The following is a 19,005-nucleotide window of genomic DNA, read 5'->3' as shown; positions in this document are numbered from 1 at the left end:
GATTTTTAGACTAAGAATATAAAAAGAGTTTACAGGAGGAATAATGGCTGAAAATATAGGTAAAATAGCGCAGGTCCTTGGTGCTGTTGTTGACGTAAGGTTTGAACCGGGAAAACTACCTCCCCTTCTTAACGCCCTCACCGTAACCAACACGGTCATCAACGATCAGGAGGACAACCTTGTCATTGAGGTTGCCCAGCACCTGGGTGATAATGTGGTTCGCTGCATTGGAATGGATGTCACCGACGGTCTCCAGAGGGGCATGCTGGTAAAGGATACAGGGGCTCCCATCATGATGCCCGTTGGTGCAGCTTCACTGGGTCGTGTTCTCAACGTTGTTGGAAAGCCCGTTGACGGTCTTGGACCCATCAGTCAGGAAAACATGATGCCCATTCACAGGCTTGCACCCTCGTTCACAAGCCAGGATACTACCGTTCGAGTGCTTGAGACCGGTGTAAAGGTGGTGGATCTTCTGGTTCCCTTTCCCCGTGGCGGTAAGATGGGTATGTTCGGCGGCGCAGGCGTTGGAAAGACCGTTATCATGATGGAGATGGTTAACAACATCGCCATGCAGCATGGTGGTATCTCCGTATTCGGCGGCGTTGGTGAGAGAACCCGTGAGGGAAATGACCTTTACCATGAGATGAAAGATTCAGGCGTTCTGCCCAAATGCTCCCTGGTTTACGGTCAGATGACAGAGCCTCCCGGAGCAAGGGCAAGGGTTGCACTTTCCGCCTTGACCTGTGCCGAGTACTTCCGTGATATTGAAGGCCAGGATGTGCTTCTCTTTATCGATAACATTTTCCGTTTTACCCAGGCCGGTTCCGAGGTGTCAGCTACCCTGGGCCGTATGCCTTCAGCCGTTGGATATCAGCCCACACTTGCCGTTGACATGGGTGCCCTCCAGGAGAGGATCACTTCAACGGACAAAGGTTCCATTACGGCAGTTCAGTGCGTTTACGTACCTGCCGATGACTTGACTGACCCTGCACCTGCCACAACTTTTGCCCATCTTGACGGAACCGTTGTTCTTTCCCGTCAGATTGCAGAGCTTGGTATCTACCCGGCTGTGGATCCCCTGGATTCAACCTCCAGGATTCTGGATGCGGCCTATGTTGGCGAAGAACATTACAATGTGGCCCGGGTGGTTCAGCAGACCCTTCAAAAGTACAAGGAACTCCAGGATATTATTGCCATTCTGGGTATGGACGAGCTTTCCGATGAGGATAAGCTTACTGTTCAGCGTGCCAGAAAACTCCAGAGATTCCTTTCCCAGCCCTTCCACGTGGCTGAGACTTTTACGGGCATGCCCGGTAAGTTTGTCAAGGTGGAAGATACGGTTCGTTCATTTAAGGAGATCATTGAAGGAAAGCACGATGATCTTCCCGAAGGTGCCTTTTACATGGTCGGCTCCATTGAAGAGGCCAGGGAAAAGGCCGGTAAGATGTCTGAGGCTCAATAAACCAGGGGGATATAATGGCTGAGAATATTTTTCTTGAAGTGGTCACCCCAGGGGCATCTGTTGTCAGTGAAGAGGCCCAGATCGTTATGGCGCCAGGCTCAGAGGGTGAATTTGGTGTACTAAGGGGGCATACTACTTTTCTGACCTCTCTCAAGATTGGAAGTCTGCGCTACAAGGACGCCGCCGGCAAAGAGAGGGTTCTCTTTGTCAACGGTGGATTTGCTGAGGTGCTGCCAACCAAGGTGACGGTTTTGGCCGAGTCTGCGGAACGTAGAAGCCAGATTGAGGTTGAAAGGGTCAGGGCTGCAAAGGCCAGGGCTGAAAAACGTATTTCCGAGCGTTCTGTCGGAATCGATATCCTTCGGGCTGAAGCTGCCCTGAGAAGGGCAATTCAAAGATTGTCCGTGATCGAGACGCGATAGTTCAGCTGATTCTGATCTGACAACGTTGGATTGGTTGGATCTGACAAAGCAAAGGGGGGGTGCATGTATTATATGCGCCCCCTTTCTTTTAGGGGAGAGTCAAGGAGGTTTGGTATGGCATTGGGTATCGAGGTCGGGGTGGTCGTCCTGGCTGCAGGAAAGGGAACCCGTATGAAGTCGGATCGGGCAAAGGTTCTCCATCCGGTGAACGGGCAGAGTATGATCATCCATGTGGTTGACTGTGCCGTCAAGGTTTCAGGGTCCAATGTTGTTGTGGTTGTGGGGCATCAGGCCGAACAGGTAAAGGCTGAGGTGGCCCGGGCATATCAAGTGGCTTTTGCCGTTCAAAAATCACTGCTTGGAACCGGAGATGCGGTAAAGGCAGCTATTCCTCACCTGGCAAAAGCTGTCGGCCATGTGGTTGTCCTCTGTGGTGACGTACCGCTTATTCGGGCGAAAACCGTTGAAAAACTGGTTGATTTTCACCTGAACAATGAAAACAGATTGACAGCCCTTGCAGTTAAGGTTGACGAACCTGCAGGATATGGTAGGATGATTCTGGATGCCCAAAGTAAACTAATGTCCATCTGTGAAGAGGCGGATGCTTCCATGGAAGAGAAAAAAATCAGCTTGGTTAATTCCGGTATTTATTGTATTGAAAGGCAGTTTTTAATCTCGGCCCTGAATCGGTTGAATCGGGACAATGCCCAGAATGAATACTACCTGACAGATCTTGTAAAAATCGGAGCGGCAGATGGGGTCAAAATGGGAGTGCTCACGGCTGAAGACCCAAGGGAGGTTCTTGGCGTTAACACCCTTGTGCAGTTAAAAAAAGCAGATGTGTTGTGCCGGGAACGGGCGGATGTGTGAATTGTCTTGACTTTGTGAAAGGCTATGAATATAAATGAATAAATGTTTGCGAGGAATGGAAATTGGATAATGAACTATTAGATAATAAGTTTGCCGATATAGACGAAAAAGTCGATTTTTTAATTGAACTCTGCCAGACATTTCAGTTGGAAAATACAGAGTTGAAGGTTAAGGTCGAGCGTCTTGAAACGGAACTAAATAAGAAGAATGAAACAGAAGAGCAGTATGCTGAACAACAGGCGGTAGTCAGGTCAAAAATTGATGGGCTTCTTGAAAAACTCAATAATTTTTCCGATACTCCTTAGGGAGGTTTGAGTGACAACGGGGGCTCAGTCTGGTAAAGATACTTCATTGGATGAGATCGTTAAAATTGAGCTTTTTGGTTTGGAGTTTAAGTTCAAGTCTGAAAGTTCAACAGTTGATTCCAAAGAGGTTGCCGAATATTTAAAGCGTCATGTTGTAAAGGCAGAAGATCAATTTGAATTCAAATCCTCGGATAGGAACAAGCTGGCAATACTACTTCTTGCTGCCATGAATATATCCAAGGACTTTCAAGAGTTGAAGTTGGAGCATTCGAAGCTTGAGAACTATGTTTATCAACGGATGACGTCCCTTATCGAAAAGATAGATGAGGGAATCAAATAAAAAGCTCTCTGTCTATGTGTTTAACAAGTTGTACCCCTGCAGTGTTTGTGATTGTATGATGTCCTTTGTCCTAATGCTACAGAACAGGGTATCCACCCTGACACTGTTGTGCAAGTTCCACTTGAATGGAAAAGCCTTAAGGTGTTATTGGAAGCCCATTTTTTTGAACCCTTGGTTCAAAGACTAAAGCAACACGGCATCATGTGGGGGTACTTGAACAACCATCCTTCTTGTCCTTGTCTTTCAATCCTTATCCTTCCCTACATCTCGTAAATATGCGGTTTTCACATCGCTTTTAATCTTCTGTTATTCCCTTTGGTAACGGAGGTCAAAGAGCTGGATTGCTGCGCTATCCCCGGGAGAACAACAGTCCATCGGGTGACTGATACTAATATTTAGGAGATTGTTAAATGGAATTTATTGTGGTTCTTTCATCAGCAGCAGGGCTTGCATCGGGTTTCGGTGCAGCATACTACCTCACTTTGAAGCGTGCCCGGATAAAGGCCGCAGCCGTTTTGAAAGAGCAGGCATTGATCATTGAAAATGCGGAAAGAAAGGCAATGACGCTTCTCAAGGAGGCACAGATAGAGGCCAAGAGCAGGCTTCTTGAAATGAAAAGCGCTTTTGATGTGGAAACAGAGGGAATTAGAGCTGAACTCAAACAGGAAGAAAAGCGTTTGCTCTCAAGGAGCGAAATCATTGATCACCGCCATGAAAAATTCGAGCGGCGGGAAATGGAATTGCAGGCAAAGGAGAATGAACTTAGTGCCAGGGTTGAGGCCCATGCCCAAAAGGAAGCCACCTATGCCAGCTTGGTCGAAGAAACTACGCGTGAGTTGGAACGGGTGGCAAGTCTGACAGCAGATGAGGCAAAGACGATTCTCTTGAAATCCATGGAAAACGAGGCCAACCATGAAGGTGCAAAGCTTGTGAAGCGTATCATGAGTGAGGCTACGGAAAATGCTGACAAAGAGGCCAAAAAGATTATTTCTACGGCTATTCAGCGGTATGCCGGTGATTTTGTGGCTGAGAGAACCGTCTCGGTGGTTCAGCTTCCAGGCGATGAGATGAAGGGCAGGATCATTGGCCGGGAGGGAAGGAATATTCGGGCCCTTGAAGCTGCCACGGGCATAGATCTAATTATCGATGATACCCCCGAAGCGGTCATTCTCTCGGGCTTTAATCCGGTCCGGAGGGAAATTGCAAGGATTGCCTTGACACGGCTCATTGCCGACGGCAGGATCCACCCTGCAAGGATAGAGGATGTTGTGGCAAGGGTGACTGAAGAGGTGGATGTTACGATCAAGGAGGCGGGAGAACAGGCAGCCTTTGATCTTGGGGTTCATGGTGTCGCTCCCGAGTTGATCAAGGTGATCGGTCAGCTCAAGTTCAGAACCAGCTATGCCCAGAACGTTCTCCAGCATTCGGTTGAAGTGGCCTTTCTGGCCGGAGTAATGGCGGCGGAGCTCGGTCTTAACATCAAGCTTGCCAAACGCATGGGGCTTTTGCACGACATCGGCAAGGCTGTTGACCATGAGGTTGACGGACCCCATGCCTTGATTGGCGCCAAGCTTGCAAGAAAGTACGGTGAAACAGATGCCGTTGTTAATGCCATTGCCGCCCACCATGAAGATAAAAGACCTGAAAGTGTTTATGATTACCTTGTCCAGGCTGCAGATGCTCTGTCGGGCGCAAGGCCCGGTGCAAGAAAAGAAACCCTTGAAAATTACGTCAAGCGCCTCGAAGAGCTTGAAAGGGTGGCGAATTCCTTTGATGGTGTTTCCAATACCTATGCCATACAGGCAGGCCGAGAGGTTCGGGTGATTGTTGAGAGTGACAAGATTTCCGATGCCAATGCAGGTATGCTCAGTCGTGATATCGCAGCTAAAATCGAAGAAACACTGACTTTCCCTGGCCAGATCAAGGTTGTGGTTATCCGGGAGACACGTTCGGTGGAATATACAAACAAATAAGGATCAGATGAATAAAATGAGTGTTCTGGACATATTGAATCAGCGTGGATTCGTAGAGGCAGTGACCCATGAGGATGAGCTGAAGGAGTATCTGGATAAAGAAGGGGCCACCTGTTATATCGGGTTTGATCCGACAGGCCCGAGTCTCCACGTTGGGCATCTGGTGACCATCATGGCCCTTGCCCATATGCAGCGGAACGGCCACAGGCCCATTGCCCTCGTGGGCGGGGGGACCGGTTTGATCGGAGATCCCAGTGGTAAAACCGAGATGCGCAAGGTGATAACCCACGACCAGGTCAATGAAAACAAGCAAAGTATCCAAAAGCAGCTTTCAAGGTTTCTTGATTTTGAAGATGGCAAGGCCATGCTCCTTGATAATGCCGACTGGCTTACCGGGCTGGAGTATATCTCTTTTTTAAGGGATATCGGGCGTCATTTCAGTGTGAACAAGATGATCAAGGCTGAAAGTTACAGGGTGCGCATAGAGTCCGATGAGGGATTGAGCTTTATCGAGTTCAACTACATGCTCCTACAGGCCTATGATTTCATGCAGCTTTGCCAGGCCCATGATTGCCGTTTGCAGATGGGGGGCAGCGACCAGTGGGGTAACATTGTTGCCGGAATAGATCTGGTCCGAAGAACCCAGTCAAAGACTGCCTTTGGTATCACCTTTCCCCTGATCACTACCAGTAGCGGCATCAAGATGGGAAAAACCCATAAGGGCGCCGTGTGGCTTGATCCGGAAAAAACGTCTTCCTATGAGTATTACCAGTTCTGGGTCAATACCGATGATGCTGATGTGGCAAAATTCATGGCGCTTTTTACCTTTTTGCCCATGGCAGAGATCGATCAGGTAAAGGGAATTGAGGGGGCCAAAATGAATGCGGCCAAGGCTATTCTTGCCCATGAAGCCACGGCCATTGCCCATGGCCTTGCGGCGGCAAACGAAGCCTTTGATGCAGCTGCCACTGTTTTCGGTGCACCCTCCATTCCTGAAAATCTCTGTCCCTCAAGCCACATACCCAGGGATGGGGATGGGAATCTTCGTGCCGCAAGTAGTATGCCCTCGTCCACCGTTGATATCGAACGTTTAAAGCGCGGGATTGCTGCCGTGGATCTCTTTGTTGAGACGGGTCTGTCAAAATCCAAGGGGGATGCCAGGCGCCTCATCAGTCAAGGCGGCGGTTACCTTAACAATGACCGGATTGAGGCCTTTGATACCCTCATTCTTGATAGTGACTTCAAGGACGGAGAGATCCTTTTACGGGCCGGTAAAAAACGGTATCATAAAATAATTGCATGATCGCTAAAAAAGGTGTTGACAGGGGGGCTTGGTTTTTATATAAACAGTCCCCGTTGCAGTTGTTCATGTGACTGACTCTTTTTTTCAACGGAAAAAAATAATTTGACCAAATGAAAAAAAGAGTTGACAAGCTTCGGTCGAACAGATATAAAGACCGAGTTTGTGCCGCCCCGAAGGGGTGGATGATTTACCAAAAGTGATTGATCTTTGAAAACTGGTTAGTGACAAAAGAGACGAAGCGTGTCTTTTGAGTGCTGTGAAAGCACACAAAAGATATTCAAAGAATTTAACTGGAGAGTTTGATTCTGGCTCAGAATGAACGCTGGCGGCGTGCTTAACACATGCAAGTCGAACGAGAAAGGGACTGCTTGCAGTCCTGAGTAGAGTGGCGCACGGGTGAGTAACACGTGGATAATCTACCTTTGAATCCGGGATAACTGTTCGAAAGAATCGCTAATACCGGATGAAGTCAGTTTTTCCTTGGAAGGATTGATGAAAGACAGCCTCTTCTTGAAAGCTGTTGTTTGAAGATGAGTCCGCGCACCATTAGTTAGTTGGTGGGGTAACGGCCTACCAAGACATTGATGGTTAGCTGGTCTGAGAGGATGATCAGCCACACTGGAACTGACACACGGTCCAGACTCCTACGGGAGGCAGCAGTGAGGAATTTTGCGCAATGGGGGCAACCCTGACGCAGCAACGCCGCGTGAGTGAAGAAGGCCTTTGGGTCGTAAAACTCTGTCAATGGGGAAGAAGTTACTTCATATTAATAGTATGTCGTATTGACGGTACCCATGAAGGAAGCACCGGCTAACTCCGTGCCAGCAGCCGCGGTAATACGGGGGGTGCAAGCGTTATTCGGAATTATTGGGCGTAAAGGGCACGCAGGCGGTCTTGCCAGTCAGATGTGAAAGCCCGGGGCTCAACCCTGGAAGTGCATTTGAAACTACAAGACTTGAGTACGGTAGAGGAAAGGGGAATTCCTGGTGTAGAGGTGAAATTCGTAGATATCAGGAGGAACACCGGTGGCGAAGGCGCCTTTCTGGACCGAAACTGACGCTGAGGTGCGAAGGCGTGGGTAGCGAACAGGATTAGATACCCTGGTAGTCCACGCAGTAAACGTTGTATACTAGGTGTAGCGGGTATTGACCCCTGCTGTGCCGGAGCTAACGCATTAAGTATACCGCCTGGGAAGTACGGTCGCAAGACTAAAACTCAAAGAAATTGACGGGGGCCCGCACAAGCGGTGGAGCATGTGGTTTAATTCGACGCAACGCGCAGAACCTTACCCAGACTTGACATCCTGAGAATCTGTTAGAGATATTAGAGTGCCTTCGGGAACTCAGAGACAGGTGCTGCATGGCTGTCGTCAGCTCGTGTCGTGAGATGTTCGGTTAAGTCCGGCAACGAGCGCAACCCCTATCTTCAGTTGCCAGCACATCATGGTGGGAACTCTGAAGAGACTGCCCCGGTTAACGGGGAGGAAGGTGGGGATGACGTCAAGTCCTCATGGCCCTTATGTCTGGGGCTACACACGTGCTACAATGGTATGTACAACGGGCAGCGAACCTGCGAAGGTGAGCGAATCCCTGAAAGCATATCCCAGTCCGGATTGGAGTCTGCAACTCGACTCCATGAAGTTGGAATCGCTAGTAATCGTGGATCAGCATGCCACGGTGAATACGTTCCCGGGCCTTGTACACACCGCCCGTCACACCATGAGAGTTGATTGTACCCGACGTCATTGGGCCAACCCTTCGGGGGGGCAGGTGCCTAAGGTATGGTTGATAATTAGGGTGAAGTCGTAACAAGGTAGCCGTTGGGGAACCAGCGGCTGGATCACCTCCTTTCTAAGGAAAGAAATACAATACAGAAGACATGCAAGTCTTCGTCACTAACCGGTTTTGAGGGATTAATTCTTTTGGGCCTGTAGCTCAGTTGGTTAGAGCGCACGCCTGATAAGCGTGAGGTCGGTGGTTCGAATCCACCCAGGCCCACCATAGTGGGGGATTAGCTCAGCTGGGAGAGCGCCTGCCTTGCACGCAGGAGGTCAGCGGTTCGATCCCGCTATCCTCCACCACTATTAATTCTTTGTTCTTTGACAATCTGTTGAAAGTTAAAATGAAACAACATGACCCAGAGGAATGGTCGCGTTCGGATAATATCTGGACAAGGGATTCCAATGGTGTTGTATCGTATAACAAACAGGAATAGAAGCTTTTGTAATTTTTTTTACAGGGGTGAAATTTTCTGTGACGTTGTATCTGTATATTTGCATTAAAGCGTTTAAACTTAATTTGTGGTTTTATAGTGGCTAAGCTATAAAGGGCAAACGGTGGATGCCTTGGTGCCGGGAGGCGATGAAAGACGTGGAAAGCTGCGATAAGCTTCGGGGAGTTGCTTAACAAACTTTGATCCGGAGATTTCTGAATGGGGAAACCTGTCATGGTAAATACTGTGACATGTTCAGGTGAATACATAGCCTGATCAGGCCAACGGGGAGAACTGAAACATCTTAGTACCCCCAGGAAGAGAAAGTAAAAACGATTTTCCTAGTAGCGGCGAGCGAACGGGAAACAGCCCAAACCTGCCATGTGTGATAGCCCGAAGGCGTTGCATGTCAGGGGTCGTGGGATCTGAATTGTACCTGTTTCGGAAGGTGCGGAGAGTTACAAAGGTGATGTGTAGTCGAACGGACTGGAAAGTCCGGCCATAGCAGGTGACAGCCCTGTAGACGAAATGTATCGCTCTCTCTTTTCAGACACCCAAGTACTGCGGAACACGAGAAATTCTGTGGGAATTTGTGAGGACCATCTCATAAGGCTAAATACTACCCGGCAACCGATAGTGAACCAGTACCGTGAGGGAAAGGTGAAAAGTACCCCTGTGAGGGGAGTGAAATAGTACCTGAAACCGTTTGCCTACAAGCAGTGGGGGCTATGGCATTAGCCATAGTGACCGCGTGCCTTTTGCATAATGAGTCAGCGAGTTACTTAATGTAGCAAGGTTAAGCCGTGAGGTGTAGCCGCAGGGAAACCGAGTCTTAACAGGGCGGCAAGTTGCATTGAGTAGACCCGAAACCAGGTGATCTAGCCATGGCCAGGTTGAAGCGCGAGTAAAATCGCGTGGAGGACCGAACCCATATAGGTTAAAAACTATTGGGATGAGCTGTGGTTAGGGGTGAAAGGCCAAACAAACCTGGAAATAGCTGGTTCTCTCCGAAATATATTTAGGTATAGCCTCACATGTTTCTCATCGGGGGTAGAGCACTGGATGGGCTAGGGGTCTCACCAGATTACCAAACCTAACCAAACTCCGAATACCGATGATGTAAAGTGTGGGAGTCAGCCCGCGGGAGCTAAGTTCCGCGGACGAGAGGGAAACAACCCAGACCGCCAGCTAAGGTCCCCAAGTCTATGTTAAGTGGGGAAGGATGTGGAAATGCCCAGACAATCAGGAGGTTGGCTTAGAAGCAGCCATCCTTTAAAGAAAGCGTAATAGCTCACTGATCGAGTGGTTCTGCGCCGAAAATGTAACGGGGCTCAAACATAGCACCGAAGCTGCGGATAGAAATTTATTTCTATGGTAGGAGAGCGTTGTGTAAGTATTGAAGCGTGACTGTAAGGTCATGTGGAGTTTACACAAGAGACCATGCTGACATGAGTAGCGATAAAGGGGGTGAGAAACCCCCTCGCCGATAGCCCAAGGATTCCTGAGTAAAGCTAATCTTCTCAGGGTTAGTCGATCCCTAAGCCGAGGCCGAAAGGCGTAGGCGATGGAAAACAGGTTAATATTCCTGTACCACCGAGTTATCGTTTGAGAGAAGGGGGGACGCAGGAGGGCAAGTCATCCGTCTGCTGGAATAGGCGGTTCAAGCTGGTAGGCTTAAGGAGCAGGCAAATCCGTTCCTTTTTAAGGCCGAGAAGCGATGAGGAGGGATCTGATCCCATAAACTGTCTGCACCCATGCTGCCAAGAAAAGCCTCTATCGAGATAACAGGTGATCGTACCAAAACCGACACAGGTAGGCAGGGAGAGTATCCCGAGGCGCTTGAGAGAACCCTGGTTAAGGAACTCGGCAAAATGATACCGTAACTTCGGGATAAGGTATGCCCCCCCGTGTTAGAAGACTTGCTCTTCAAAGCGTGGGAGGGTCGCAGAGAAACGGCGGTAGCGACTGTTTACTAAAAACATAGGACTCTGCAAAGTCGTAAGACGAGGTATAGGGTCTGACGCCTGCCCGGTGCCGGAAGGTTAAGGGGATTTGTTAGCGCAAGCGAAGCTTTGAACCGAAGCCCCGGTAAACGGCGGCCGTAACTATAACGGTCCTAAGGTAGCGAAATTCCTTGTCGGGTAAGTTCCGACCTGCACGAATGGCGTAACGACTTCCGCACTGTCTCAACCAGGGACTCAGCGAAATTGGAATGGCGGTGAAGATACCGTCTACCCGCGAAAAGACGGAAAGACCCCGGCACCTTTACTACAGCTTGACATTGGATTTTGGTACATGATGTGCAGGATAGGTGGGAGACTTTGAAGCGGGCACGCAAGTGTTCGTGGAGTTACCCTTGAAATACCACCCTTCATGTACTATGGTTCTAACGTGGGTCCCTTACCGGGATTACGGACAGTGTCTGGCGGGTAGTTTGACTGGGGCGGTCGCCTCCCAAAGAGTAACGGAGGCGCGCGAAGGTTCCCTCAGGCTGATTGGAAACCAGCTTAAGAGTGTAAAGGCATAAGGGAGCTTGACTGCGAGAGAGACATTTCGAGCAGGTAGGAAACTAGGTCTTAGTGATCCGGCGGTTCTGTATGGAAGGGCCGTCGCTCAACGGATAAAAGGTACGCCGGGGATAACAGGCTTATCGCCCCCAAGAGTTCACATCGACGGGGCGGTTTGGCACCTCGATGTCGGCTCATCACATCCTGGGGCTGGAGCAGGTCCCAAGGGTTTGGCTGTTCGCCAATTAAAGTGGTACGTGAGCTGGGTTTAAAACGTCGTGAGACAGTTTGGTCCCTATCTTTCGTGGGCGTAGGATATTTGAGGAGATCTGTTCCTAGTACGAGAGGACCGGAATGGACGAACCAATGGTGTTCCTGTTGTCGTGCCAACGGCATTGCAGGGTAGCTAAGTTCGGAACGGATAACCGCTGAAAGCATCTAAGCGGGAAGCCAACTTCAAGATTAGATATCCCATCACATAAAGTGACTAAAGACCCCTTGAAGACTACAAGGTTGATAGGCCGGGTGTGTAAGCACAGTAATGTGTTCAGCTAACCGGTACTAACAGGTCGTGAGGCTTAGCCACTAACTACAAACCCTTTTAGGTTTGAACGCTTTAATGCGGATATACAGAAAATACTTTCAACAGATTATAGATTGCCAAGTTTAATCCGGTGGCAATGGCAGAGGTGCCACACCCGTTCCCATCTCGAACACGGAAGTTAAGACCTCTAGCGCTGATGGTACTGCAGGGGAGGCCCTGTGGGAGAGTAGGACGCCGCCGGGTTATTTTTATAAAGCCCTGATCATACGTAAATGTATGATCAGGGCTTTTTTTATTTGAAAAAAGGCTTCTGTTTTTTTGGGGTTTCCTCCGTGGATGACTTCTGTGCTTTGTCTGTGTCAGCTTTGAGAGATGTACCTCTAACCCTTTCATGTCAAAAGGGCAAAGCCGAAGCTCTGCCCTATCTTAAATGGTTAAGTTGATTTGATTTCGTTACAACCTGCACTCTGCTTTTTTCCCTATGCAGGAATTAGAGTAGTATCCAAGAACGAGAATCGTAAGAATTATTCCTATCATATTATACCTCAACTTTGTTTTTATGGTTTGGATTGCTCAGGGGAGTCAGAGCCTGAAAGAGGCCCTTCATCCATTCAGTATCATCCCGCTACATCAATGCCAGGATCACAGCCAAGATTTTTATCCGGTGATTCACATTCAAAGTTCTTGTGTCTGGTATCTAAATGGCCTTCGCTTTTTTCGTTGTCGTTTTCTATATAGTTTTCATCTCGATTGTTCGTCATAATATCACCTCATCTATTCTGATACTTTTCATTTTTAGGAAGTTCATTGCTGTTCATTAATACAAAAGTATGAACTGAAAATATATATTTCAATACAAGAGGAATAGGGGTCTAATGATGGTATAAACCCCTCATTCGCATGTAATCTGATTTTTAATACGAGAATGAAGTTCCCAAGAGAAGGGGATACAGGGGCAAGGCTTTTTTTGAGGTAGTGCGAAGAAGCAGGCCTTTTCTCCACCACGAAAAAATTCTGAAACCGGAATTTCTTGTCCAAGGAGAAAAAATGTTCTAGGCTTTTCTGCAAAAAGGGTCAGCATCAGATTGAATTCTTGTTGTGGATGTTTATTTTGTTTAATCCTACATGATAATCCGACCAATGGATGTGCTGGATTTAAAGAGCGTTTTTCTCACGAATGATTAATAGAACGTGTAAATAAGGAGATGATACGATGAAGAGAATAAAAGTATTTTTGGCATTGGCAGTATTTTTTATATTGCTATCCGCTACCCCAGGATTTTGTGGTCAACCCTATCATCATAAAGGTGGAGGTATGGCATTAAAGACAAATTTCTCTGATATGGACACTGATGGTGATGATTTGCTTAGTTTTATAGAGTTCAAGAGTGCTTTCCCTTCTTCTGAACAAAAGGCCTTTGATTTTTTAGATAGTGACAAAGATGGAATGCTGAACCATGATGAATGGCACACCTTTAAGGAAATGCACAAAGGGATGGGAATGCATGATAAGAAAGATTTTCATGCTGAAGGCTTGCCTGATCCATCCGGTTTCAATGCCCTTTTTTCGGACATGGATAGTGATAAAGATGACCTGGTTAGCCCCATGGAATTCAACGCCCATTTCCCGGACGCATCTGAAAAGACAAAGGTTTTTGCTGCAATTGATCTTGACGGAAGCGGTGCCCTGGACCAAGGCGAATGGTCTAAATTCAAAAAGGCCCACAGTATGAAACTAAATGATTAATGGGCCGTTTTTTTTCCAGGTCGATGAGTCTTTTTTTGATGTTCAGGCCGTGGGCAAATCCGGATTAAACTCCCAACTGTCCTGGATTTCGAATTGTCGGCTGCCCTCACCGGTGTTGAGATGCAAATGGGCCAGTCCCTTTTCATCCCCGGCCAGGGTGATGTTGCAGAACCGGGTTTTGAATATGGTATAATACATGAGTTCTTCTTGTTTATTGGTTCCAAAGACAGAGGGCGGCATATGCCCTGTAAGGCCGCCATTTTTCCGCCTGTTTCAATATCTCTTTTCTCCCGGGTCGTTTGCCGTTTTTTTCCAGGGCCTTGATGATCCCAAGGTCTGCGGCAGGAAAACTATCCACCATACCCAGACTCCTCATGGCCACGTAATTCACTGTCCATTCCCCAATTCCCCGGATGGCAGAAAAATCCTTTTGAAAAGTCTCAAAGGGCTGGTTGGGGTTCAGGGAAAATACATTGTCCAGCAGTCCCTGGGCAATATTGGTGATGGTGGCCTGCCTGACACCGGTGATGCCGATGCCCTCCAAACTGGTTTTTACCAATTCCTCGGGACCCGGGAAAAAATAGTCTAATCCAGGGGGGAAATTTTTTTCCGTCTGAGGTCCTGCTTTTTTTGCAATGCGTGAGGCCAGTGTGGAAGCGGCTTGTACTGAAATCTGTTGGCCCAGAACAGCTCGGATACAAAATTCAAATGAATTAAAGGCAATGGGCAGCCGGGGGACATGACCGTCAGACATCCCTTTGGACAGGAGCTTGTCCTTTATGAATTTTTTATTGATGGGGAAAAAATCGGTATTCAGGTCGAACATCAGGCGGACCCGGTTGTAGATTTCCATATAGCACCGGATATCATCACAGTAAATGGTCAGTTCAATCGCTGATTTTCCGGGGTTATCCCTGACGATGAAGTATCCTTTTGACCGATTTGTTCTGAACGTCCTGGAATATCTTTGATCTTCAATGTCTTCCACGCCCTGTATGGCTCTAAATTTCATGAATTCAATCACTTGGGAAAAATCTAACGGTCTGGCATAGGGCAGCAGCAAGGTAGTGTTTCCGTCTTCGGAATTGTCCCTTTCCTTTTTTATCGCCGACGGCGTAATACCAAAAATTTCTTTGAAACCCTGGTTGAACTGACGGATGGAGCCGTATCCCGAGGCAAAAGCGATGTCGGTAACGGGCTTGTCTGAAAACAGGAGCAATTTTTTTTGCAAAAAGGGCTCGGTGGTACCTGGCAATCTTGACCGGCGGCACACCTAAGTTTTCAATAAACAGTTTCCGCAGGTGACGGTCCGAGACCGCCAGTTCATTTGCCAGATCCGTAATGGTGTTGGTGTTTAAATATCCGTCATAGATCATTTTCAAGGCCGTCTGAACAATAAGGGTGCCCGAAGCATTACCATTGTAATAATCCAGGTGTATATCCGGCCGGCAACGGAGGCAAGGTCGGTAATACTGATCAAGGGCCTCGAATATATCCTTAAAATAGACCACATTCTCCTCTTTAGCCGTGGGGGCGGGGCAGGAGGGACGGCAGAAAATTCCCGTGGTTTTCACCCCGAAAAAGAATTTCCCATCGAAATTTTTATCCTTTGTAATTCTGGCTATTTTGTATGCATCATTCATTTTATTTTTTTTGCCAGCCCGTTTTCCAGAAACAGATCATTTCCATAATTTTATTCATTTCTTAAATTTTTTCAATAGATTATAAACTTAGGGACTCAGAAATAAATAATTTCTCAATCTTGCTTGTCTTTCAGCTCTTCTTCTGCGTTGCATTAAAGGGCACATATTTCAATATGCTCCCTTTGATACGCCTTGAATACGAGCTGAAATCCTGCACCATATTTGTGGAATTATTTACATCTGAGCCCCTTACCTGGTGACGACGACCTGAAACAGGTAATAAATTTATCACGATGGAAAAGGATATGCTGGCGGTTTTCGGAAGTGACTTTAAAAATACACCTGAAACTCAATACTTCAAGTGAAACAATAGAGGGTCGGATTTTTGCAGTACCTGGGCTGCCCTGGTCAGGGTTTTTTATGGGAAAGGCGTTCTTTGCTGGACATGCGACAGTTGACAGTATATGTAAATAGACTTAACCAAGTTATCTGCCTGGGTCTAACGCCTGCGGCAAATGTGACAAAAAACCTTGAGGAGGAATTTAAAATGAAACCGGTACCAACAAGGATCGTTTCCCTGATGCTGGGGGCTTTTCTTCTATCAGCTTTTTCGGTTCTGTCCGGAAGCGCATCGGCTAAGGAGGTCAACCTGACCTACAGTAATTTCTTTCCCCCAAGTCACGTCCAGAGCAAGCTTGCGCAATCATGGTGTGAAGCGGTTGAAAAACGCACTAATGGCGAAGTCAAGATCTCCTATTACGCCGGGAATACCTTGGTCAAAGCAGCTCAGATTTATGATGGGGTTGTTACAGGAAGGACAGATATCGGGATGTCCTGCCTCCTCTATACCCGGGGACGTTTCCCGCTCATGGATGTCATTAACCTCCCCTTTGGAAATCCCAGTGGTCGTTTTGCAACGGCTGTGTTCAATGAACTGTACGATCAATTTAAACCGGCCGAACTTTCAGACACCAAGGTCATGTTCCTCCATGCCCACGGACCCGGATTGATTCATACCCAGAAAAAAGAGGTTAAGACCATGGCAGATCTTAAAGGCCTCAAATTAAGATCTCCCGGTTCCGTTGCCGGAATGATCAAGGCCCTTGGGGCCACACCTGTTTCCATGCCCATGCCCGAAGTGTACCAGGCCTTGCAAAAGGGCGTTGTGGAAGGCGCTGTCTATCCCGAAGAGACCAACAAGGGATGGAAAATGGGCGAGGTTACCGATTATACCATCGCATGCTATCCAACGGCATACTCGGTTGGCTTTTTTGTTGTCATGAACCAGGCCAAATGGGATGCCCTGTCCGATGGTGCAAAAACTGCCATCCAGGCCATTAATCACGAATGGGCTGCAAAACATGGTGCTGCATGGGATGAGAGCGATTACGAGGGGGTGACTTTTTCCCTTGGCCTTGGCAACGCCATGATCGGTATTGCACCGGATGAAGCGCTTCGCTGGAAAGAGGCAGTGACCCCCGTGTTTGATACCTATCTTGAGAAGACTGAAAAACGAGGCGTTCCCGGACAAGAGGCTCTCAAGTTTCTCAATGATCGCCTGGATACTTATAATCAAGGGAATTTTGAGAGTAGTTATCTCTAATTGTCAATTTGTTCGTATTTATTTGTCAGCGTTAATTTGTTTAAAGCGGTTTCAGATCCCCATGGGGGCAGCCCGATCCAATAGGTTTTTATGCTCAGATCAAGGGTGCGGGTCTGAAGCCGTTCGACGGTATGATAGAGGAAAAATAGATGATTAATCGGTTATCTGGATTTATGAAAATGGTTTCCGGCGTCATGCTGATTGCCATGATGCTTGTTACCTGCACGGATGTGGTGGGCAATTTTTTTGACGCTCCGGTGTTGGGATCAGAAGAGATTGTTTCGCTCATGGCAGCACTTCTCATCGCCTTTGTGCTTCCTGCGGCCCATGGAGAAAAAGCCCACATCGGGGTGGATATTTTTTATCTTACGTTTTCTTCCCGGGTGAAGAGAATTCTCAACACCCTGCTTTCTGTTCTGATGGTCGCCTTTTTTGGGCTCATGTCCTGGGAGTGTTTTAATTACGGAGCTGAATTAAAGCGAATTGGCCAGGTGTCGGCCACCCTGGAATTGCCTACTTTCTACGTTCTTTATGCCGTGGCCTTTGGATGTACTGTCCTGACTTTGGTGGTTGCGGCAAAGCTTGCAGGACTTGTGCGGGGGAATTGCTATGAATGAGTACACCCTGGTGGGGCTTTTGGGGGTTGTCGTTCTGTTGATGCTCTTTTTCATACGGCTTGCCGTTGCCTATTCCATGGCTGTTGTCGGGTTTGTCGGGTACTGGTATCTGACCAATTTCAAAGCGGCCGTCTCTCTTTTATCCAGGGACATGTTTGACGTGTTTTCCTCCTATAGCCTTGCCCTGGTTCCCCTTTTTGTATTCATGGGGTTCATTGCCTACTATGCCGGGGTGAGTGCAAAGCTCTACGATGTGGCCAACAAATGCATTGGCCGGGTCAGGGGAGGGCTTGCCATGGCAACGATTGCCGCCTGTACCGCCTTTGGAGCGATCTGCGGTTCCACCACTGCAACTGCAGCTACCATGGGTACGATTGGTTTACCTGAGATGCGGCGTTATAACTACGGCAACAGGCTTGCCACGGGTTCAGTTGCCGCAGGCGGGGGGATTGGTGTTCTCATGCCGCCCAGCGTGGTTCTTATTATCTACGGTATCCTCACCCAGCTTTCCATCGGCAAGCTGTTTATTGCCGGTATTATTCCGGCCTTTCTCATTGCCGGGCTTTTTATCGTGGCCATTGTTGTTTATTGTGCCATCTATCCAGACCAGGGACCCAGGGGTGACGCCTTTCCCATCAAAGAAAGATTCCTTGCCCTTTTTGAGATTTGGGAGACAGCTATAGTCTTTCTTGTGGTCATGGGCGGGATGTTTTTCGGGTTCTTCACCCCGACCAAGGCTGGAGCCGTGGGTTCGTTTGCTCTTCTTGTCATTGCGGTTGTTCAGGGAAAGCTTTCCTGGCGCAATTTTAAAAGTGCCGTCTATGATACCCTGAAGACCTCGGCCATGGTGATCATGCTAGTTGCAGGAGCCACTATCTTTGGTCATTTTCTTGCCCTGACCCGTATTCCCATGGAGGGAGCCAACCTTGTTGCCACCCTTAACTGGCCGGGGTGGGCCATTATTTCGTTGATCTGTTTAATCTATCTGGTGGGCGGTTGTTTTATCGATGCCCTGGCTCTGATTACACTGACCATCCCCATTTTTTATCCCATCGTTTCTGGCCTTGGTTATGATTTAATCTGGTTTGGGGTCATCATCGTGTTGATTACCCAGATGGGAATTATTACCCCGCCCGTGGGTGTTAATGTCTACATCGTAAAGGGGCTCTCCCCGGATGTACCCATGGAAGAGATTTTCATTGGGGTGATTCCTTTTCTGATTGCGCTGATTGTGGGTACGGCGATCATGATTGCCTTTCCCGCCATTGCCACATTCTTGCCGGATATGATCGGGTAGGGCGATTATTGAAATATGTACCCTTTGATGCAACGCAGAAGACGAGCTGAAAGACAAGCAAGATTGAGGATTTATTTATTTCTGAGTCCCTTAGTCCCCTTTCGAGATTGGCTGTTTACATGAGGGTTATCCCTTGCTTTTTTTTGTTAGGCTTGGAAAGG

The 19,005-nt window shown here is 48.0% G+C and carries 15 protein-coding genes, 2 tRNA genes, 3 rRNA genes, 1 other RNA gene and 2 pseudogenes; 17 read left to right on the top strand and 6 right to left on the bottom strand.

Annotated elements, in window-relative coordinates; genetic code table 11:
• Positions 1-43 precede the first annotated feature (43 nt).
• The 13 genes from atpD (at position 44) to rrf (ending at position 12,180) form a co-directional block, all read left to right on the top strand.
• The gene (gene atpD / locus HRM2_RS17365) at positions 44-1,462 is read left to right on the top strand and encodes a F0F1 ATP synthase subunit beta (RefSeq protein ID WP_015905333.1); all 1,419 of its coding nucleotides are present in this window, start codon (positions 44-46) and stop codon (positions 1,460-1,462) included.
• Positions 1,463-1,476: 14 nt separating this feature from the next.
• Positions 1,477-1,884 carry a F0F1 ATP synthase subunit epsilon gene (locus HRM2_RS17360; protein ID WP_015905332.1) on the top strand — a complete coding sequence of 136 codons (408 nt, stop codon included), beginning with the start codon at positions 1,477-1,479 and terminating at the stop codon, positions 1,882-1,884.
• 114 nt (positions 1,885-1,998) lie between these two features.
• On the top strand, positions 1,999-2,754 hold the full coding sequence (locus tag HRM2_RS17355) for a sugar phosphate nucleotidyltransferase (RefSeq protein WP_148214662.1): 756 nt from the start codon (positions 1,999-2,001) through the stop codon (positions 2,752-2,754).
• A gap of 62 nt (positions 2,755-2,816) precedes the next feature.
• A complete protein-coding gene (locus tag HRM2_RS17350; protein WP_041273347.1) occupies positions 2,817-3,059 on the top strand; it encodes a cell division protein ZapB in 243 nt (80 codons plus the stop codon).
• Positions 3,060-3,069: 10 nt separating this feature from the next.
• Positions 3,070-3,399: a cell division protein ZapA gene (locus HRM2_RS17345; protein WP_015905330.1), complete on the top strand. Its 330-nt coding sequence runs from the start codon at positions 3,070-3,072 to the stop codon at positions 3,397-3,399.
• Positions 3,400-3,429: 30 nt separating this feature from the next.
• Positions 3,430-3,613, top strand: a non-coding RNA gene (gene ssrS / locus HRM2_RS26160) — 6S RNA.
• Between the two features lie 196 nt (positions 3,614-3,809).
• Complete coding sequence (gene rny / locus HRM2_RS17340) at positions 3,810-5,372, top strand: ribonuclease Y (RefSeq protein WP_015905329.1); 1,563 nt, start codon at positions 3,810-3,812, stop codon at positions 5,370-5,372.
• A 16-nt stretch (positions 5,373-5,388) separates the two neighbouring features.
• Positions 5,389-6,675, top strand: a complete 1,287-nt coding sequence (gene tyrS, locus HRM2_RS17335) for a tyrosine--tRNA ligase (RefSeq protein WP_041274084.1) — start codon at positions 5,389-5,391, stop codon at positions 6,673-6,675.
• 287 nt (positions 6,676-6,962) lie between these two features.
• A 16S ribosomal RNA gene (locus HRM2_RS17330) occupies positions 6,963-8,525 on the top strand.
• Positions 8,526-8,598: 73 nt separating this feature from the next.
• Positions 8,599-8,675: transfer RNA gene (locus HRM2_RS17325), tRNA-Ile, on the top strand.
• Between the two features lie 4 nt (positions 8,676-8,679).
• A tRNA-Ala gene (locus HRM2_RS17320) sits at positions 8,680-8,755 on the top strand.
• Between the two features lie 232 nt (positions 8,756-8,987).
• A 23S ribosomal RNA gene (locus HRM2_RS17315) occupies positions 8,988-11,979 on the top strand.
• 84 nt (positions 11,980-12,063) lie between these two features.
• Positions 12,064-12,180 (top strand): 5S ribosomal RNA (rrf, locus tag HRM2_RS17310).
• Together the 16S, 23S and 5S rRNA genes with 2 tRNA genes alongside form the textbook arrangement of a ribosomal RNA operon.
• Before the next feature lie 374 nt (positions 12,181-12,554).
• On the opposite strand, the gene HRM2_RS27160 is transcribed toward rrf, so the two are convergent.
• Positions 12,555-12,698 (bottom strand): hypothetical protein, encoded by a 144-nt coding sequence (locus HRM2_RS27160; protein WP_187149274.1) that lies wholly within the window; start codon positions 12,696-12,698, stop codon positions 12,555-12,557.
• Between the two features lie 131 nt (positions 12,699-12,829).
• A complete protein-coding gene (locus HRM2_RS27765; RefSeq protein WP_232364068.1) occupies positions 12,830-13,018 on the bottom strand; it encodes a hypothetical protein in 189 nt (62 codons plus the stop codon).
• Positions 13,019-13,150: 132 nt separating this feature from the next.
• Here HRM2_RS27765 and HRM2_RS25465 point away from each other — a divergent pair, with 132 nt between their 5' ends.
• A complete protein-coding gene (locus tag HRM2_RS25465) occupies positions 13,151-13,684 on the top strand; it encodes an EF-hand domain-containing protein (RefSeq protein WP_015905327.1) in 534 nt (177 codons plus the stop codon).
• A 42-nt stretch (positions 13,685-13,726) separates the two neighbouring features.
• Here the strand turns inward: HRM2_RS25465 and HRM2_RS26155 are convergent, their stop codons facing one another.
• The 4 genes and pseudogenes from HRM2_RS26155 to HRM2_RS28385 form a co-directional block, all read right to left on the bottom strand.
• A complete protein-coding gene (locus HRM2_RS26155; protein WP_015905326.1) occupies positions 13,727-13,882 on the bottom strand; it encodes a hypothetical protein in 156 nt (51 codons plus the stop codon).
• Positions 13,883-13,895: 13 nt separating this feature from the next.
• Complete coding sequence (locus HRM2_RS17300; protein WP_232364067.1) at positions 13,896-14,696, bottom strand: DNA-3-methyladenine glycosylase family protein; 801 nt, start codon at positions 14,694-14,696, stop codon at positions 13,896-13,898.
• A 138-nt stretch (positions 14,697-14,834) separates the two neighbouring features.
• Positions 14,835-14,957, bottom strand: a pseudogene (locus tag HRM2_RS28390) (hypothetical protein); the annotation flags it as partial.
• 178 nt (positions 14,958-15,135) lie between these two features.
• Positions 15,136-15,327 (bottom strand): annotated as a pseudogene (locus tag HRM2_RS28385) (Ada metal-binding domain-containing protein); the annotation flags it as partial.
• A gap of 547 nt (positions 15,328-15,874) precedes the next feature.
• Here HRM2_RS28385 and HRM2_RS17290 point away from each other — a divergent pair.
• The 3 genes from HRM2_RS17290 to HRM2_RS17280 all read left to right on the top strand — a co-directional run bounded on the left by HRM2_RS17290 (position 15,875) and on the right by HRM2_RS17280 (position 18,844).
• On the top strand, positions 15,875-16,930 hold the full coding sequence (locus HRM2_RS17290; protein ID WP_049770468.1) for a TRAP transporter substrate-binding protein: 1,056 nt from the start codon (positions 15,875-15,877) through the stop codon (positions 16,928-16,930).
• A 149-nt stretch (positions 16,931-17,079) separates the two neighbouring features.
• Positions 17,080-17,547 (top strand): TRAP transporter small permease, encoded by a 468-nt coding sequence (locus HRM2_RS17285; protein ID WP_015905322.1) that lies wholly within the window; start codon positions 17,080-17,082, stop codon positions 17,545-17,547.
• Positions 17,540-18,844 (top strand): TRAP transporter large permease, encoded by a 1,305-nt coding sequence (locus HRM2_RS17280; RefSeq protein ID WP_015905321.1) that lies wholly within the window; start codon positions 17,540-17,542, stop codon positions 18,842-18,844. The genes HRM2_RS17285 and HRM2_RS17280 overlap by 8 nt, the downstream gene beginning before the upstream one ends.
• Positions 18,845-19,005 lie beyond the last annotated feature (161 nt).

This window comes from Desulforapulum autotrophicum HRM2 (genome assembly GCF_000020365.1).
Lineage (GTDB): Bacteria > Desulfobacterota > Desulfobacteria > Desulfobacterales > Desulfobacteraceae > Desulforapulum > Desulforapulum autotrophicum.
Note: the sequence above shows the minus strand (reverse complement) of the source record. Positions and strands in the feature narration are given on the sequence as shown.

Coding starts and splice junctions, on each gene's coding strand:
- rny (WP_015905329.1), top strand. CDS start 3,810: ATGGAATTTATTGTGGTTCTTTCATCAGCAGCAGGGCTTGCATCGGGT.
- HRM2_RS17300 (WP_232364067.1), bottom strand. CDS start 14,696: ATGAAATTTAGAGCCATACAGGGCGTGGAAGACATTGAAGATCAAAGA.
- atpD (WP_015905333.1), top strand. CDS start 44: ATGGCTGAAAATATAGGTAAAATAGCGCAGGTCCTTGGTGCTGTTGTT.
- tyrS (WP_041274084.1), top strand. CDS start 5,389: ATGAGTGTTCTGGACATATTGAATCAGCGTGGATTCGTAGAGGCAGTG.
- HRM2_RS27160 (WP_187149274.1), bottom strand. CDS start 12,698: ATGACGAACAATCGAGATGAAAACTATATAGAAAACGACAACGAAAAA.
- HRM2_RS27765 (WP_232364068.1), bottom strand. CDS start 13,018: ATGCTGACCCTTTTTGCAGAAAAGCCTAGAACATTTTTTCTCCTTGGA.
- HRM2_RS17285 (WP_015905322.1), top strand. CDS start 17,080: ATGATTAATCGGTTATCTGGATTTATGAAAATGGTTTCCGGCGTCATG.
- HRM2_RS25465 (WP_015905327.1), top strand. CDS start 13,151: ATGAAGAGAATAAAAGTATTTTTGGCATTGGCAGTATTTTTTATATTG.
- HRM2_RS26155 (WP_015905326.1), bottom strand. CDS start 13,882: ATGTATTATACCATATTCAAAACCCGGTTCTGCAACATCACCCTGGCC.
- HRM2_RS17360 (WP_015905332.1), top strand. CDS start 1,477: ATGGCTGAGAATATTTTTCTTGAAGTGGTCACCCCAGGGGCATCTGTT.
- HRM2_RS17355 (WP_148214662.1), top strand. CDS start 1,999: ATGGCATTGGGTATCGAGGTCGGGGTGGTCGTCCTGGCTGCAGGAAAG.
- HRM2_RS17280 (WP_015905321.1), top strand. CDS start 17,540: ATGAATGAGTACACCCTGGTGGGGCTTTTGGGGGTTGTCGTTCTGTTG.
- HRM2_RS17290 (WP_049770468.1), top strand. CDS start 15,875: ATGAAACCGGTACCAACAAGGATCGTTTCCCTGATGCTGGGGGCTTTT.